Source organism: Acidovorax sp. A1169 (genome assembly GCF_030704685.1).
Lineage (GTDB): Bacteria > Pseudomonadota > Gammaproteobacteria > Burkholderiales > Burkholderiaceae_C > Acidovorax.
Genome location: NZ_JAUZDX010000006.1, coordinates 299,115 through 313,832 on the forward strand (window position 1 = coordinate 299,115; position 14,718 = coordinate 313,832).

Sequence of the window (14,718 nt, forward strand, 5' to 3'; positions counted from 1 at the left end):
CGGGTCAGGCCAGGGCCTTCAGGTGGGCGCTTGCGGCATCGTCGATGCGCTGCACGGCTTCCTCGGGCAGCTCCAGCGCACCCGCGGTCGCGTTCTCGGTGGCCTGCGCCCGCGTGCGCGCGCCGCACAGCGCCACCGACACGCTGCCACTGGCCAGCGTCCAGGCGATCATCAACTGGCCAAACGAGCAGCCGAACTGCCGGCGCAGGGGCTCCAGTTCGTCGAAGAAGGCCTTGAGCCTGGCGCGGTTGGCGGTGCCGAAGCGCGGGTTGCTGGCACGCTGGTCGTCGCCCGTGAACTCGCGCGCCGGGTCGATAGGGCCGGCCAGCAGGCCCAGCGCCAGCGAGGAATAGCCCAGGATGGCCACGTTGTTGCGGCCGCACAGGGGCAGCAGGGTCTGCTCGATCTCGCGGTCGATCAGGCTGTAGCGCTCCTGGGCAGCATCCACGGGCCCATGGCGCAGGTACTCGGCCAGCGTCGGGGCATCCACATTGCTCACGCCTATGGCGCGGATCTTGCCCTGCTTCTTGAGGTCGAGCAGGGCATCCATGGTCTCTTCCACCGGCGTGGTGCGGTCCTGCCAGTGGGTGATGTAGAGGTCGATGTAATCGGTCTGCAGGCGTTTCAGGCTTTCTTCCGCTTCGTGGAAGATCGATGCGCGGCCCAGGTGGCGGTACACCGGGTGGCCGTCCTCGTCGAAGAAGTGGGTGCCCTTTTGCGTGTGCCACACCAGGCCGCACTTGGTGGCGATCACGGCCTCGTGGCGGCGGCCCTTGAGCGCGGCGCCCACGAGGCGTTCGGAAGCGCCCAGGCCATAAGCCGGCGCGGTGTCGATCAGGGTCACCCCGGCATCGAGCGAGGCATGGATCGCCTCGACGGCTGCGGCACTGTCCTGGCCGCCCCACATCCAGCCGCCCATGGCCCAGGTACCGAGGCCAATGGCCGAGCACTCGATGCCCGAGGGCCCGAGGGTGGTGGTCTTCATGGCTGCATTCATCACGGCATTCATCGCTTGGTCTTTCGTGTGTTCATGAGGTGGTCGATGGTCACGGCCGCGAGCAGGATCAGGCCCTTGATCACGTCTTGCCAGTACGGCGATACGTCCAGCAGGATCAGCGAACTGGTCACCACCGAGAGCAGGGCCAGGCCGAGCACGGCGCCGAGCACCGTGCCCGAGCCGCCCTTCAAGCTGGCGCCGCCGATCACGGCCGCAGCAATCACGTTGAGCTCCATGCCCACGCCGAAGGTCGGCGTGGCCGCACCGAAGCGCGCGGTGTAGATCACGCCGGCCAGGCCGGCCGAGGCCGCGCACAGCACCGTGACCCAGAACTTCACGTGGTCCACGCGGATGCCCGAGTACAGCGCCGCCTTCTCGTTGCTGCCGGTGTAGAACACGCGGCGCAGCAGGCTGGCGCGGCGCAGCACGAAGTCGCTGACCACCACGATGGTCAGGAAGATCAGGATCACCGCCGGGATGCCGAGCACCGTGCCCTGGCCGATGAACTTGAACGAGGCCGGCAGCGAGAACAGCGACTGGGGCGTGCCCTGCGTGAGCGCCAGGCACAGCCCGCGCACGATGACCATGAAGGCCAGCGAGGCGATGAAGTGGTTCAGCCCGATGCGCACCACGCAGCCGCCGATCATGGCCCCGATGAGCGCGCTGGCGGCAATCGCGATGAGCCCGGCGGTCCAGGGGTCGAACCCCATCAGGAAGAGCTTGCCCGTGACCACCATGGCAAAGCACACCACCGAGCCCACCGACAGGTCGATGCCGCCCACGATCAGCAGGATGGTCATGCCCACGACCACGATGCCCTCGATGGAGAACGACAGCAGCATGGCGCGGATGTTGTCCCAGGTCAGGAAGTAGGGCGAGGCAAAGCTCATGCCGATGCACAGCACCAGGATGATGGCCAGCAGGCCCATCTCGCGCATGCTGGTGAGCTTGGTGCCACCGGGTTTGCCCGGCCCTCCCTGTGCCTGGCGCGGCGGATGCAGGCCGGCCACGCTGCCGGCGTTCAGTTGTGCGGGGTGATTCATGCCGTCTCCTCTTGTCGTCGTTCCAGTCCCGAGGCCAGCCGCAGCAGGGCCTCTTCCGTCATGTCCTTGCCTTGCACCTCGCCTGCGACACGGCCGTCGCGAATGACGAGGGCCCTGTCGCACAGCCCGATGATCTCGGGCAGCTCCGAGGAGATGACCACCACGCCCACGCCCTGGCAGGCCAGGTCGCGCAGGATGTGGTGGATCTCCGACTTGGCGCCCACGTCCACGCCGCGCGTGGGCTCGTCCATCAGCAGCACCGCCGGGTTGGTGGCCAGCAGCTTGGCGATTGCCACCTTCTGCTGGTTGCCGCCCGACAGGCTGGCCACCTCGATCTGCACGCCGTCGGACTTGAGCTTCAGGCGCGCGCCCAGCTCCTGCGCCAGCCGGTGCTCGGCTGCACGCTGCAGCAGGCCGAAGCGCGAACTCACGCGCTTGAGCGCCATGGAGGCGATGTTCTGCGCAATGGGCAGGTCCAGGTATACGCCTGCGGCCTTGCGGTCTTCGCTGAGGTAGGCGATGCCTTCGCGCAGCGCATCGCTGTACTTGCGGATCGAGAGCGCTTTGCCGTTGAGGCGCACGCTGCCGCCGGTGGCAGGGCGCAGGCCGCACAGGGTCTGCGCCAGTTCGCTGCGCCCGGCACCCATGAGCCCGGCAATGCCCAGGATCTCGCCGCGCTGCACGGTGAACGAGACACCATGCACGCGCTCGCCATCGGCCAGGTCGCTCACTTCGAGCACATGCTCGCCGCGGTCTGCGTCCTGCTGCTTGGGCGGGTAGTAGTTGCCCAGATCGCGGCCGACCATGCGGCGCACCAGGGAGTCGGCGTTCAGATCGGCCAGCGGGCCCGAGTGCACGTTGCGCCCGTCGCGCAGCACGGTCACGCGCGTGCAGTGTGCAAAGATCTCGGCCATGCGGTGGCTGATGTAGATGATGCCGATGCCCTGGTCCTTGAGGTCGTGCAGCACGCGGAAGAGGGCGGTCGACTCGTTGTCGGTGAGCGCGGCGGTCGGCTCGTCCAGGATCAGCACCTTGCAGTCGAGCGTGAGCGCCTTGGCGATCTCGATCAGCTGCTGGCTGGAGATGGAAAGCTCGCCCACGCAAGCTGCGGGGTCGATGTCCTGCCCCAGCCGCTGGAGCACCTTGGCGGCGCGCGCGTTGATGTCGGCGTAGTCCATAAAGGTCTGCCGGCCCGCGTTGATCTCCGGCATGAAGATGTTCTCGGCCACGGTGGCGTCGGCGCACAGGGCGATTTCCTGGTGCACCAGGCCGATACCCAGGCGCATGGCCTGGGCCGGACCATCGATGACCACCGTGCGGCCGTCGAGCACGATCTCGCCCGCGTCCGGCTGGTGGATGCCATCGATGATGTTCATCAGCGTGGACTTACCCGCGCCGTTCTCGCCGCACAGGGCGTGGATCTCGCCCGCCTGCAGCGAGAAGTCCACGCCCGAGAGCGCATGCGAAGCGCCGAAGCGCTTGCTGATGCCGCGCAGCGCGAGCAAGGTGGGAGCCATGGCGCTGCTGCTCACTCGCTGATGCCCTTGGTGCCGCGGCGCGCGAGGTACTTGTCCCAGTAGAAGTCGTCGGCGTTGGCCTTGCTGACCACTGCCAGGCCGTTGTCCAGGAAGGGCACGGCCATGGGGTTGGTGCCGTTGCGCTTGGCGTCGTTCATCGGGTCGATGAGGCCGGGGTTCTTGGCCAGGAACAGCATCATCATGCCCATGTAGCCCTGCATGCCCTGGTTGGGGTTGATGGCACCGAACACGTCGCCGGACTTGATCATGTCCAGGATCTTGGCGTTCACGTCGCAGCACATCACCTTGATGTTCTTCTTGGTCTCCACCTTGGCCTGCGCCGCGCCCAGGGCCGAGTTGGCCTCGGGCATGAACAGGGCGCCCAGGTTGGGGTTCGCCTGCGCCAGGCTCTGCACCGCCTGGTAGGCCTTGTTCGGGTCCTGGTTGCTGGCGGCACGGCCCACCAGCTTCATGCCGGGGTGCTTGGTCTTCATGCGGTTGATGAAGGCGGCGATGCGGCGGTCGTGGTTGTCCTGGCCGGGGTTCTCCAGCACGGCGAATTCGCCCTTGCCGTTCAGTGATGCGGCAATGGCGTCGGCCGCCTGCGCGCCTTCACGCTCGTTGTCCGAGGTGATGAACGAGGTGCGCTTGGAGTTGGGCGAATCGGCCGCGAAGGTGACCACCGGGATCCCCATGGCCGCTGCGCGGTTGATGGGCTCGATGAACGGGTCGGGGTTCATGGGGTGCAGCAGGATGCCGGCGGGCTTGCGTGCCAGCTCCTGCTCGAACGAAGCCAGCTGCTTGTTCACGTCGTACTCCGGCGTGCCGGTGTAGCGGGTGCGCACGCCCAGGGTGCGGCCCAGCTGCTTCATCATTTCGTAGACCGGAAACCAGTATTCCACGCCCGACACCATCACGTTCATCACGTAGACGTCGTTCTGGTTGCCGCGCAGGCCGCCCGCTGCGGCGGCGGGGGCTGCTGCGGGTTGCTGCGCGAATGCGCTGGTGCCGGCCAGGCCGATACCGGCGGCGGCTGCGGACTTCAGGAAATTACGCCTCATTTTTGTCTCCTCTTGTTGAACGGTGCAGCATGGGGTGCTGCTTTCTTCAGGGCTGCGATGGGGTGCTTTTTGTCACGACAGTTGTTATGACAGGTAGAATGTAATCTTGGATCGAACCTCCAGATAGTTAGGGGAAACACTACTGGATCTGCTGGCTGGTTCGGCGGAAGCTGTTATGACATGAAGACCCAACTACTGATCGGCATCGACCTCGGGTCGAGCAGCCTCAAAGCCCTGGCCCTGGAGGCCGCGAGCGGCCGCACCGTGGCCCTTTCCCGCATGCCCCTGCAGCACCACCGGTTGCCCGGGGGCGGCTGCGAGGTGGGCGCGCCTGTGATCCGCTCGGCCCTGTCCACCGTGCTGCGCGATGTGGCGCACCAGCTTGGCAACCGTGTGGCCGATGTCCGGGCCATCGGCTGCACCGGGCACGGGGCGGGCCTCTATGCATTGGGTGCCGGCCATGAACTGGTTGGCGGCCGGGCCGTGGCCTCGACCGACCAGCGCGCTGGCGCGCGGGCAGAGTCCCTGGCAAAGAGCCATGGCCCGCAGTTGCGCGCCGACGTCGGCTGCCAGCCCTGGCCGGGCCAGCCCACCGTGATCGCGGCCGAACTGCTGGGCAGCGGCGCGGTGCGCAGCGGCGCCCTGCAGCGCCTGATGTTCGCCAAGGACTACGTGGGTTTTCTGCTCACGGGCGAGATCGCCACCGACGCCAGCGATGCCAGCACGGCGGGCCTGCTCTCGGTGGCCACGGGCACCTGGTCGCCGCTGGCCTTTGCGGCTTCGGGCATCGCCGGCCTGTCGCCGCAGGCCTTCGGGCCGCTGGTGGCCAGTGGCGAGGTGATCGGCAGGCTGCAGCCCTCGGCTGCCGAGGCGCATGGCCTGCCCGCAGGCATCCCCGTGGCCATGGGCGCCATCGACCTGCTGGCGTCGATGACGGCCATCCGCGCCGAAGAGCGTGGCCGCGCGGTCTCGGTGCTGGGCACCTGGTGCGTGAATGCCGTCATCGGTCCGGTGGTGGAGCCCCGGCCCGACGTGGTGGCGGTCGTCAATTTCGGGCCGCGCGACCGGCGCCTGTACATGGAGAACAGCCCTTCGTCGATGGCCAACATCGCCTGGCTGGCCGGGGTGCTCGGCCTGCCCGATGCGCGGGCGGTGGTCGACCTGGCGATGTCGGTGCCGTTCGGGGCCGGGGGCCTGCGCTTCCTTCCGTTCGTGAACGGCGGTGCCGGCGTGTCGGCCGGCTTTGTCGGCCTGCAGAGCCACCATACGCGCGGCGACATGGCGCGCGCCGTGGTCGATGCGGTCGCGGCACTGCATGCGCGCCATACCGCGCGCCTGGCGGCCGGCGGCCTGCCGGTGTCGGCCTCCACCGTGCTGGGCGGAGGGGCCAGCGACTCGCGCCTGGTGCGCCTGCTCGCGGGCCTGCTCGGGCATCCGGTGGAGCGCTGCGCCGATGACGAGACCGGTGCGCGCGGTGCGGCGATCTACGCCGCGATGTCGCAGGGCATCGATACCCACCCCCTGCGCGCGCCCTGCGACACGGTCGAACCCGACGCCAGCCAGGCGCGGGCCCATGCGGACTTCAACGCCGCCTTCAACGAACTGATAGCCACCATGTCCCCTGTCTTCGGCCATCTGGCGGGCACATCGCCAGGCACTGCCCCGCCACTGCCAGCGCTTGCCTGCACCCCTGCCACCACACCCGCGCTGAGCGTTGAGGCCTTGCCATGAGCCCGCTTTCACCATTGCCTTTCGTGCGCCCGGCCGCCGTGGCGGGGCGCCATTTCTCGACCGTGATCGTGGGCGCCGGCATCAATGGCGTGGGCGTCTTCCGCGACCTTGCGCTGCAGGGCGTGGACTGCCTCATCGTGGACAAGGGCGACTTCAGCGCCGGTGCCAGCAGCGCGCCCTCGCGCATGATCCACGGCGGCCTGCGCTACCTGGAGAGCGGCAGCTTCTCGCTGGTGGCCGAAGCCACGCGCGAGCGCAACCTGCTGTTGCGCAACGCACCGCACCTCGTGCAGCCGCTCAAGACCGTGGTGCCGCTGTCGAGCTTCTTCGGCGGGCTGATGAGCAGCGCGCTCAAGTTCCTGGGCCGCACGCCGCCCCAGCGTACGCGCGGCCTGCTGGCTGTGGCCGCGGGGCTGCGACTGTACGACCTGCTGGGCCGGCGCCAGCGCGTGATGCCCAACCACCACATCAGCCGCGTGCAGCCCGCCGACCGCCTGCTGTTCCGTGCGGCCGTGCGCTGGACGGCGACCTTCTTCGATGCCTGGATCAGCCACCCCGAGTGGCTGGTGCTGGAGCTGGTGCGCGATGCCTGCCGCGACCAGCCGCGCTCGGCGGCCAGCAACCACTGCCGCGTGATGGGCTGCGCGGGCAAGACCCTCACGCTGCGCGACGAAGTCACGGGCGAGGTAGTGCAGGTGACGGCCGACGCCGTGGTCAATGCCAGCGGCGCCTGGCTGGACCGCAGCACCGAATTGCTGGGCGGCGCGGGTCCGCGCGTGATGGGCACCAAGGGCTCGCACCTGGTGCTCGACCACCCCCTGCTGCGCGACGCGCTGGGCGGGCGCATGGCTTACTTTGAGGCGCTGGACGGGCGCGTATGCATCGTCTACCCGTTCCTGGACCGGGTGCTGGTGGGCTCCACCGACATCCCGGTGGACGACCCCGACCAGATCGCCACCGAACCGGCCGAGGTGGACTACCTGCTCGACGTGCTGGGCGAGGTGTTCCCCAATCTGGCCTTCGACCGGCGTGACGTGGTCTACACCTACGTGGGTGTGCGGCCGCTGGCACGCTCGGACGCCGACAAGCCGGGGCAGATCTCGCGCGACCATTCGGTGGTGATCGATGCACCCTCGCCATCGCGCTATATCCCGGTGGTGGGGCTGGTGGGCGGCAAATGGACCACTTTCCGCGCGCTGGCCGAAGAGGCTACCGACGAGGTGCTGCGCCTGCTGGGGCGAGCGCGTACCGCCTCGACCCGGCAATTGCCCATTGGCGGCGGCACCGACATGCCACAGGGTGCTCAGGCGACCGAGCGCTTCATCGAGCGCATCGCCCAGGACGCAGGCCTGGCGCGCACGCGCGCCCAGGCTCTGCTGCGCCGCTACGGCTCCCAGGCCTTGCGCATGGCCCAGCATTTCAAGGTGGCGGGTGACGAGCCGCTGCAGCATGCACCCGATTATTCGGTGGCGGAGTTGGCCTGGCTGTGCACCGAAACCGGCGTCATCCACCTCGACGACCTGGTCATCCGCCGCACGCTGCTGGCCATCCGCGGTCTCGTCACGGACGCGGCGCTGGCCGAAATGGCCGGCATTGCCGGGCAGGCATTGGGCTGGGATGCCGGGCGCGAACGGCAGGAGTTGCACAATTGCGCCAGCGCGCTGCGCGAACGCCATGGCGTGCGCCTGGCCACGGCAGCGCCCGATACCGATGCGGCAGCGCCGGCCTTCCATGCACCATTGACCATCCATTCGGCCCTGAGCCCGTCCTGACGTGAACGCACCGACCGAACTCCAGCCCCTGCTCGACCGCAACTCCGAATCGCCCCTGTGGGCGCAGTTCCGCGATGCCCTGCGCCTGCAGATACTGCAGGGCGAACTGGCCATCGGCGCCAAGCTGCCCTCCGAGGCCGAACTCGGCGAGCAGTTCGGCATCTCGCGCATCGTGGTGCGCGAGGCGCTGGCCGACCTGGTGCGCAACAACCTGATCTACAAGATCAAGGGCCGCGGCGCCTTCGTCGCGGCGCGCGAGCGCGACGAGGATTTCGTCTCCACCGTGCTCGGCTTCTCCGACGAGATGGAGCGCAAGGGCCGCTCGGTGCGCACTCAGGTGCTGGTGCAGCAGCTGCGCGACCCCACGCCGCAGGAGATCAGCGCGCTGGGCCTCACGGACGACACCCAGGTGGTGGCCCTCAAGCGGCTGCGCAGCGTGGACGGCGAACTGCGCCTGCTGGTGGAAACCGTGGTGCCCGCCGACCTGGCGCCCGGCCTGCACCGCATGCGCCTGGACGACCGCTCACTGTACGACGTGCTGCGCCGCCAGTACGGCGTGCGGCTGGTGCGCGCCGAGCGCTGGATCGACGCCGTGCTGCCCGACGCCGAGACCTGCGAACTGCTGCAACTGGCAACCCCCGAGCCGCTCTTGCGCATCGAGTCCATCGCCTATGGCGCCAACGGCCGGCGCCTGGAGTATTACAGCGCCTTGCACCGCTGCAAGTCCAGCCGCCTGCACGTGCAAACCACGACGTGAAGCCCCCCGAGGCCGATCCCAAAGAAAAAGGGCTCCTGCACAGGAGCCCTTTTCAATGTCGCCCGTTTCCGGGCAGATAGGGGGAAACACTTCCACATGGTGGCGGCACCCACGACCGTGAGATACCACCACCATGGGAAGGCCCGCATTCTTTACATGGCGCTGATTTCGCCCGAAGGGATCTGGCCGGTGCGCACGGCTTCGGCAGCAGCGGCACGCACGGCAGCACGGTCAGCGGTGGACTTGTAGGTCACGACGCGCGAGCCAGCGGGTTCCAGGCTGCGGGTCTGGGCCACGGTAGCGGCTTCAGCAGCCACTTCGGCACGGGTGCGTTGGGTTTCGAACTTGGTGGCGAACTGCGAAGCATCGGCTTCGTCAGCCTGTGCACCGAAGGAAACGAAAGCGGCAACAGCGGCCAGGGAGAGGAAACGTGCGGTCTTGTTCATGGTGATCTCGATTCTTTAATGGGTTGGATAGGGGGTCAGGTCAGTTCAGTCCGGGGCGGCTTACAGAGTGCCGATTTCGCCGGAAGAGATCTGGCCGGTGCGCACGGCATCGGCAGCCTGGGCACGCACGGCAGCGCGGTCAGCGGTGGACTTGTAGGTGACCACGCGCGAACCAGCAGGCTCGATGCTGCGGGTCTGGGCCACGGTAGCGGCTTCAGCGGCCACTTCGGCGCGGGTGCGGTTGGTTTCGAACTTGGTGGCAAATTGCGAAGCATCGGCTTCGTCGGCTTGGGCACCGAAAGAAGCGAAAGCGGCAACAGCGGCGATGGAGAGGAAGCGTGCGGTCGTGTTCATGATGAAATCCTTGGAAGAAAAAAGTGACTCAAAAAACCGGAGCAAAAACAATTTCGAACCGGGTTCGGTGAGTCGCCTTGCGGGTTCGGCTCATCGATGGGTTGAACTGTACGCCGCAGGTGATCAAAGAAAAACCACCCAGTCGCGAACTAACTGTTCCAGTTTTAGAAATAATAAATAGGGTAGAAGGGCTGGGTTTACCCGTATTCCATGCCACTGCAATTGTTCAAAAAGATAGCAAAAAAGTCTTTGCTGTTAAAGGCATTTGTTCAAATCTTAATGTTTTGAAGCCGGGATGACGCTGCCTGCCGATGAGGCTCCATCATTGCAACGATTGAAACGACTGGTCACAAAGCAGCCTCAGGCGGATCGGCATGTCCCGCCTGCCAGCGGGACATCGCCCCTGGGAGACAATCCGTGCATGAACATGTCTTCCGACGGCGAGGCTGCTACCACCGCATCCGGCTTGGCCTGGCAGCAGGGCTTTTCCGCCCTGGGGCCGGCTTTCTTCACCGAACTGCAGCCCACGCCCTTGCCCAGCCCCCATTGGGTGGGCACCAGTGCCAGCGTGGCGCACCTGCTGGACCTGGACGAGGCCTGGCTGCGCAGCGATGCGGCCTTGCAGGCCTTCACGGGCAATGCCGTGCTCCCTGGCTCGCACCCTTTGGCCAGCGTGTACAGCGGGCACCAGTTCGGTATCTGGGCGGGCCAACTGGGCGATGGCCGGGCCATTCTGCTCGGCGAGACCGCTGCAGGGCTCGAGATCCAGCTCAAGGGCGCGGGCCGCACGCCGTATTCGCGCATGGGCGACGGCCGGGCGGTGCTGCGCTCGAGCATCCGCGAATTCCTGTGCAGCGAGGCCATGCAGGGCCTGGGTGTACCGACCACGCGTGCGCTGTGCATCACCGGGTCGCCCGCATCGGTGCGCCGCGAGGAGATCGAGACGGCGGCCGTGGTGACGCGCGTGGCGCCGAGCTTCATCCGCTTCGGCCATTTCGAGCATTTCTCGGCCAACGACATGGACGAGGAGCTCAAGGCCCTGGCCGACTATGTGATCGACCGCTACTACCCGGAGTGCCGGGGATCTGCCCAATTCGGCGGCAACCCCTATGCCGCGCTGCTGCAGGCGGTGAGCGAGCGCACGGCAGTGCTCATGGCGCAGTGGCAGGCCGTGGGCTTTTGCCACGGCGTGATGAACACCGACAACATGAGCATCCTGGGGCTGACCATCGATTACGGGCCGTTCCAGTTCCTCGATTCCTTCGTGCCCGGCCATGTCTGCAACCACAGCGACACCCAGGGCCGCTACGCCTACAACCGCCAACCCAATGTGGCCTACTGGAATGTGTTCTGCTTGGCGCAGGCGCTGCTGCCGCTGATCGGCGAGCAGGAACTGGCCATGGCCGCGCTGGAGTCGTACAAGACCGTGTTTCCCGCCGAGTTCATGGCCCGCATGCGCGCCAAGCTGGGTCTGGGGGCGGTAGCCGAGGAGGGCGATGCCGAGCTGATCGATGGTCTGCTGGTGCTGCTGGCCAAGGGCGGGGTGGACTATCCGATCTTCTGGCGCCGCCTCTCCCACGCCGTGGGCACGGGCGAATTCGAGCCCGTCCGCGGCATGGTGCCCGACCAGGCGGCCTGGGACGAATGGCTGGCCAGCTACCTGGCGCAGCCCCGGCTGGCGGATCGCACGCAGGCGTCGGAGGCCATGCTGGCCACCAACCCCAAGTTCGTGCTGCGCAACCATTTGTGCGAAGAAGCCATCCGCGCGGCGAAACTTGGCGACTTCAGCGCACTCCAAACCTTGCAGCAGCTGCTCGAGAGCCCATTTGAGGAGCATCCCGGGCACGAGTCCTACGCTGCCTTCCCGCCCGCATGGGCTTCTTCCATCGAGATCAGCTGTTCATCATGACCTATCCCGTCCACAAGACCGATGCCCAATGGCAGGCCGTGCTGCAGGAGAAAGGGGCCGAGCCAGGTGCCCTGCAGGTGACGCGCTTTGCCGCCACCGAACGCCCCTTCACCGGCAAGTACGAGGCCCATTGGGCCGATGGCAGCTACCACTGCATCTGCTGCGGAGCCAAGCTGTTCGACTCGCACACCAAGTTCGACGCGGGCTGCGGCTGGCCCAGCTTCTCTGAAGCCGTGCCCGGCGCCATAAAGGAAATCGTGGACCACAGCCATGGCATGTCGCGCACCGAGACGGTGTGTGCACAATGCGGGGCCCACCTGGGCCATGTGTTCGAAGACGGCCCCCAGCCCACCGGCCTGCGCTACTGCATGAATTCGGCCTCGCTCGACTTCGACGACAAGGCCCCCTGACCCCGCCCCCATGAAAATCCTGCTCGACTTCCTTCCCATCGTCCTGTTCGTTGCCGCCTACAAGTTCTACAACATCTATGTGGCCACCGGCGTGTTGATGGCGGCCACGGTGGTGCAGATGGCCGTGGTCTACCTGATCGACCGGCGCCTGCAGACCATGCAGAAGGTGACGCTGGCGCTGATCCTGCTGTTCGGCACGCTCACGCTGGTGCTGCAGGATGACCGTTTCATCAAGTGGAAGCCGACCGTTCTCTACGGGGCCATGGCCATTGCGCTCGCCGTGGCGCTGTGGATCCTCAAGAAGAACTACCTCAAGCTGCTGCTGGGCAGCCAGATGGAACTGCCCGATGGCGTGTGGATGCGCCTGAACGTGGCCTGGGTGATCTATTGCGCCTTCATGTCGGCCATCAACGCCTACGTGGTGCTCAATTTCAGCACCGAGGCCTGGGTGGAGTTCAAGCTCTGGGGCTATGCGTTCCCGCTGGTCTTCCTGGTGGCACAGGGCATCTATATTGCGCCCCACCTCAAGAACGACGAGCCTGCCGCATGACCATGGACACAACCGACACGAGCACGGTGCCCAGCCTGGCCCGGCAGATGCATGAGCGCCTGGCCGAACGCCTGGCGCCCACAGCGCTCGAAGTGATCGACGAAAGCGCCGACCACGCAGGGCATGTGGGGGCCAATGGCACGGGCTTTGGCACCCATTTTCGGGTGCGGATTGCCTCACCTTTGCTTACAGGCAAGAGCCGGGTGGCGCGCCATCGCCTTGTGTATGATGCGCTGCAGGAATTTTTGGATGCGGGCGTCCACGCCCTCGCTATTGAAATCCTCTGAACCGGCCCCATTGTCCTCATCTGCCGGATTTCAGCTGGCAATTACTTTCTCATTTTTTGGATTCCGCATGAAGAAACAGCTCCTGTCCGGCCTCGTGGCCGCTGCCGTGCTGGGCACGATGGCCCTCCCCGTTTCCGCCCAGAACATCGCCATCGTCAATGGCAAGGCCATTCCGAAGGAACGTGCTGAAGTGCTCAAGCAGCAACTGGTGCGTTCGGGCCGTCCCCTGACGCCAGAAGTCGAAGGCCAGATCAAGGACGAGCTGGTCACCCGCGAAGTGTTCATGCAGGAAGCCCAGAAGCGTGGCCTGGAAACCTCCGGTGACTTCAAGGTCCAGATGGAACTGGCGCGCCAGACCATCCTGATCCGTGAACTGTTCATGGATTTCCAGAAGAACAACCCCGTGACGGACGAGGAAGTCAAGGCCGAGTACGACAAGTTCGTCGCCGCCAACAGCGGCAAGGAATACAAGGCCAGCCACATCCTGATCGAAAAGGAAGCCGACGCCAAGGCTGCCATTGCCGCCATCAACAAGGGCGCCAAGTTCGAAGAGATCGCCAAGAAGCAATCCAAAGATCCAGGCTCCGGCGCCAACGGCGGCGCCATGGACTGGGCCAATCCTTCGAGCTACGTTTCGGAATTCACCGAAGCCATGATCAAGCTCGAAAAGGGCAAGATGACGCAGACCCCCGTCAAGAGCCAGTTCGGCTACCACATCATCCGCCTGGACGACGTGCGCCAGGCCGAGCTGCCCAAGCTCGAAGACGTGAAGCCCCAGGTGGCCCAGCAGCTGCAACAGCAAAAGCTGGCCAAGTACCAGGAAGAGCTGCGCTCCAAGGCCAAGGTCGAGTAATCGTCCCCTTCCTTGCAGGCGCGCCCAGTGTGCCTGCCAGAAAAAACGCGGCCTCGGCCGCGTTTTTTCATTGTGGGGTCTGGTCGGATCAGGGTTTGAACATCCAGGCCAAGGCCATCACCACGGCGATCAGCACCGGCTGGTGCACCATGTAGAAACTCAGGGACCAGCGGCCCAGCACGGCCATGGGTTGGAGGGCGGCCGGCAGGCGCACCTGCAGCAGCTGCTGCCCACCTGGCCGGCGCAGGGCCCACTGGCCAGCGGCCAGGCCCCACCAGAGCACGCCCAGCCAAGGAAAGAGCGGCACATAGTCCTCGGTGAAGGGCTTGCGCCCCACCAGTCCCAGCCAGTTGAGCGTGCGGGCGTTGAAGGCCGGCGCGAGCTCGCTCCAGGCCCCCGCCAGCAGGTGGGTGGCCGCTACGGGCAGGGCCAGTGCCACCAGGCCGCACAGCCACAGCCATGCGCCCCACCCGGCGGTGAAGCGCGCGATGAGCAGCATCACCGCCATGCCGTGCAGCACGCCGAAGTAGATGAAGCTGCGCGGGAACATGAAGAACGAGCCCAGGCTCACCAGCAGGGCGCAGCCGGCAATCTGCAGCCAGCGGCGCGCGAAGCGCTCCATGCTTTGCCCCTGGTGCAGCGCGATGGCCTGGCCCAGGCCCGCGCAGAACAGGAACAGGCTCAGGATCAGGGTGCGTTGCGTGGTCCAGACCGGGTCGGTGCGGAAATCCTGAGGCCACAGGCCGAAATGGGCCAGGTCGAAGCAGAAGTGGAAGGCGGCCATCCAGACCATGGCTGCTGCGCGCAGGGCGTCTACGGCTTCGTAGCGGGGGGCGGTGGATGGGTTTGAGAGTGGGTTCATTCGGGGCGAACGCGCTGTAGATCGCTGGGGTGTCAGTGGGTGGATCGTAGCGCGACTGGGGTTCACTGCTGCTGGTAGCTGTAGGGGTGTCTGTTGTGTTCAAAGGGCGGGAGCCGGGATGTGCGCCCGGCGGCGCACCCACCTTCTTTTGCGTCGCCAAAAGAAGGTG

16 protein-coding genes are annotated in these 14,718 nt (G+C 66.4%); 9 read left to right on the top strand and 7 right to left on the bottom strand.

Features of this window, described 5'->3' with window-relative positions; genetic code table 11:
- Positions 1-4: 4 nt before the first annotated feature.
- Genes QYL93_RS13180 through QYL93_RS13195 form a run of 4 tightly spaced genes read right to left on the bottom strand, consistent with a single transcriptional unit; the run spans position 5 to position 4,618 of the window.
- Positions 5-985, bottom strand: coding sequence for an aldo/keto reductase (locus QYL93_RS13180; RefSeq protein WP_305744042.1), 981 nt, complete (start codon positions 983-985; stop codon positions 5-7).
- 20 nt (positions 986-1,005) lie between these two features.
- Positions 1,006-2,040 carry an ABC transporter permease gene (locus QYL93_RS13185; RefSeq protein WP_305744043.1) on the bottom strand — a complete coding sequence of 345 codons (1,035 nt, stop codon included), beginning with the start codon at positions 2,038-2,040 and terminating at the stop codon, positions 1,006-1,008.
- Positions 2,037-3,557 carry a sugar ABC transporter ATP-binding protein gene (locus QYL93_RS13190; protein ID WP_305744044.1) on the bottom strand — a complete coding sequence of 507 codons (1,521 nt, stop codon included), beginning with the start codon at positions 3,555-3,557 and terminating at the stop codon, positions 2,037-2,039. Before QYL93_RS13190 ends, QYL93_RS13185 begins: the two co-directional genes overlap by 4 nt.
- Before the next feature lie 11 nt (positions 3,558-3,568).
- A complete protein-coding gene (locus tag QYL93_RS13195; RefSeq protein ID WP_305744045.1) occupies positions 3,569-4,618 on the bottom strand; it encodes a substrate-binding domain-containing protein in 1,050 nt (349 codons plus the stop codon).
- Positions 4,619-4,798: 180 nt separating this feature from the next.
- Here QYL93_RS13195 and QYL93_RS13200 point away from each other — a divergent pair, with 180 nt between their 5' ends.
- From QYL93_RS13200 to QYL93_RS13210, 3 genes are read left to right on the top strand one after another with little or no spacing between them, the layout of a single operon-like run.
- Positions 4,799-6,349, top strand: a complete 1,551-nt coding sequence (locus QYL93_RS13200; protein WP_305744046.1) for an FGGY family carbohydrate kinase — start codon at positions 4,799-4,801, stop codon at positions 6,347-6,349.
- Positions 6,346-8,121, top strand: coding sequence for a glycerol-3-phosphate dehydrogenase/oxidase (locus QYL93_RS13205; protein ID WP_305744047.1), 1,776 nt, complete (start codon positions 6,346-6,348; stop codon positions 8,119-8,121). Before QYL93_RS13200 ends, QYL93_RS13205 begins: the two co-directional genes overlap by 4 nt.
- A 1-nt stretch (position 8,122) precedes the next feature.
- On the top strand, positions 8,123-8,878 hold the full coding sequence (locus tag QYL93_RS13210) for a GntR family transcriptional regulator (RefSeq protein ID WP_305744048.1): 756 nt from the start codon (positions 8,123-8,125) through the stop codon (positions 8,876-8,878).
- Between the two features lie 152 nt (positions 8,879-9,030).
- Here QYL93_RS13210 and QYL93_RS13215 read toward each other — a convergent pair whose 3' ends face one another.
- Both QYL93_RS13215 and QYL93_RS13220 read right to left on the bottom strand, forming a co-directional pair.
- The gene (locus tag QYL93_RS13215; RefSeq protein WP_179678996.1) at positions 9,031-9,324 is read right to left on the bottom strand and encodes a DUF4148 domain-containing protein; all 294 of its coding nucleotides are present in this window, start codon (positions 9,322-9,324) and stop codon (positions 9,031-9,033) included.
- Between the two features lie 60 nt (positions 9,325-9,384).
- The gene (locus tag QYL93_RS13220; protein WP_305744049.1) at positions 9,385-9,678 is read right to left on the bottom strand and encodes a DUF4148 domain-containing protein; all 294 of its coding nucleotides are present in this window, start codon (positions 9,676-9,678) and stop codon (positions 9,385-9,387) included.
- Between the two features lie 119 nt (positions 9,679-9,797).
- Here QYL93_RS13220 and QYL93_RS13225 point away from each other — a divergent pair, with 119 nt between their 5' ends.
- From QYL93_RS13225 to QYL93_RS13250, 6 genes are all read left to right on the top strand, one after another.
- On the top strand, positions 9,798-9,977 hold the full coding sequence (locus QYL93_RS13225) for a hypothetical protein (protein ID WP_305744050.1): 180 nt from the start codon (positions 9,798-9,800) through the stop codon (positions 9,975-9,977).
- Between the two features lie 122 nt (positions 9,978-10,099).
- A complete protein-coding gene (locus tag QYL93_RS13230) occupies positions 10,100-11,587 on the top strand; it encodes a YdiU family protein (protein ID WP_305744051.1) in 1,488 nt (495 codons plus the stop codon).
- On the top strand, positions 11,584-11,997 hold the full coding sequence (msrB, locus tag QYL93_RS13235; protein ID WP_305744052.1) for a peptide-methionine (R)-S-oxide reductase MsrB: 414 nt from the start codon (positions 11,584-11,586) through the stop codon (positions 11,995-11,997). Before QYL93_RS13230 ends, msrB begins: the two co-directional genes overlap by 4 nt.
- Positions 11,998-12,007: 10 nt before the next feature.
- Positions 12,008-12,547, top strand: a complete 540-nt coding sequence (locus tag QYL93_RS13240) for a septation protein A (RefSeq protein ID WP_305744053.1) — start codon at positions 12,008-12,010, stop codon at positions 12,545-12,547.
- Positions 12,548-12,549: 2 nt separating this feature from the next.
- Positions 12,550-12,834, top strand: coding sequence for a BolA family transcriptional regulator (locus tag QYL93_RS13245; protein WP_305744065.1), 285 nt, complete (start codon positions 12,550-12,552; stop codon positions 12,832-12,834).
- A 67-nt stretch (positions 12,835-12,901) separates the two neighbouring features.
- Positions 12,902-13,687, top strand: coding sequence for a peptidylprolyl isomerase (locus tag QYL93_RS13250; protein WP_057206175.1), 786 nt, complete (start codon positions 12,902-12,904; stop codon positions 13,685-13,687).
- 88 nt (positions 13,688-13,775) lie between these two features.
- Here the strand turns inward: QYL93_RS13250 and QYL93_RS13255 are convergent, their stop codons facing one another.
- Positions 13,776-14,549: a DUF1624 domain-containing protein gene (locus tag QYL93_RS13255; protein ID WP_305744054.1), complete on the bottom strand. Its 774-nt coding sequence runs from the start codon at positions 14,547-14,549 to the stop codon at positions 13,776-13,778.
- Between the last annotated feature and the right edge of the window lie 169 nt (positions 14,550-14,718).

What these genes read in the sequence shown, in the direction of transcription:
- QYL93_RS13230 (WP_305744051.1), top strand. Translation starts at nt 10,100, where the DNA reads ATGAACATGTCTTCCGACGGCGAGGCTGCTACCACCGCATCCGGCTTG.
- QYL93_RS13255 (WP_305744054.1), bottom strand. Translation starts at nt 14,549, where the DNA reads ATGAACCCACTCTCAAACCCATCCACCGCCCCCCGCTACGAAGCCGTA.
- QYL93_RS13195 (WP_305744045.1), bottom strand. Translation starts at nt 4,618, where the DNA reads ATGAGGCGTAATTTCCTGAAGTCCGCAGCCGCCGCCGGTATCGGCCTG.
- QYL93_RS13240 (WP_305744053.1), top strand. Translation starts at nt 12,008, where the DNA reads ATGAAAATCCTGCTCGACTTCCTTCCCATCGTCCTGTTCGTTGCCGCC.
- QYL93_RS13220 (WP_305744049.1), bottom strand. Translation starts at nt 9,678, where the DNA reads ATGAACACGACCGCACGCTTCCTCTCCATCGCCGCTGTTGCCGCTTTC.
- QYL93_RS13200 (WP_305744046.1), top strand. Translation starts at nt 4,799, where the DNA reads ATGAAGACCCAACTACTGATCGGCATCGACCTCGGGTCGAGCAGCCTC.
- QYL93_RS13185 (WP_305744043.1), bottom strand. Translation starts at nt 2,040, where the DNA reads ATGAATCACCCCGCACAACTGAACGCCGGCAGCGTGGCCGGCCTGCAT.
- QYL93_RS13180 (WP_305744042.1), bottom strand. Translation starts at nt 985, where the DNA reads ATGAAGACCACCACCCTCGGGCCCTCGGGCATCGAGTGCTCGGCCATT.
- QYL93_RS13245 (WP_305744065.1), top strand. Translation starts at nt 12,550, where the DNA reads ATGGACACAACCGACACGAGCACGGTGCCCAGCCTGGCCCGGCAGATG.
- msrB (WP_305744052.1), top strand. Translation starts at nt 11,584, where the DNA reads ATGACCTATCCCGTCCACAAGACCGATGCCCAATGGCAGGCCGTGCTG.
- QYL93_RS13250 (WP_057206175.1), top strand. Translation starts at nt 12,902, where the DNA reads ATGAAGAAACAGCTCCTGTCCGGCCTCGTGGCCGCTGCCGTGCTGGGC.
- QYL93_RS13215 (WP_179678996.1), bottom strand. Translation starts at nt 9,324, where the DNA reads ATGAACAAGACCGCACGTTTCCTCTCCCTGGCCGCTGTTGCCGCTTTC.
- QYL93_RS13205 (WP_305744047.1), top strand. Translation starts at nt 6,346, where the DNA reads ATGAGCCCGCTTTCACCATTGCCTTTCGTGCGCCCGGCCGCCGTGGCG.
- QYL93_RS13190 (WP_305744044.1), bottom strand. Translation starts at nt 3,557, where the DNA reads ATGGCTCCCACCTTGCTCGCGCTGCGCGGCATCAGCAAGCGCTTCGGC.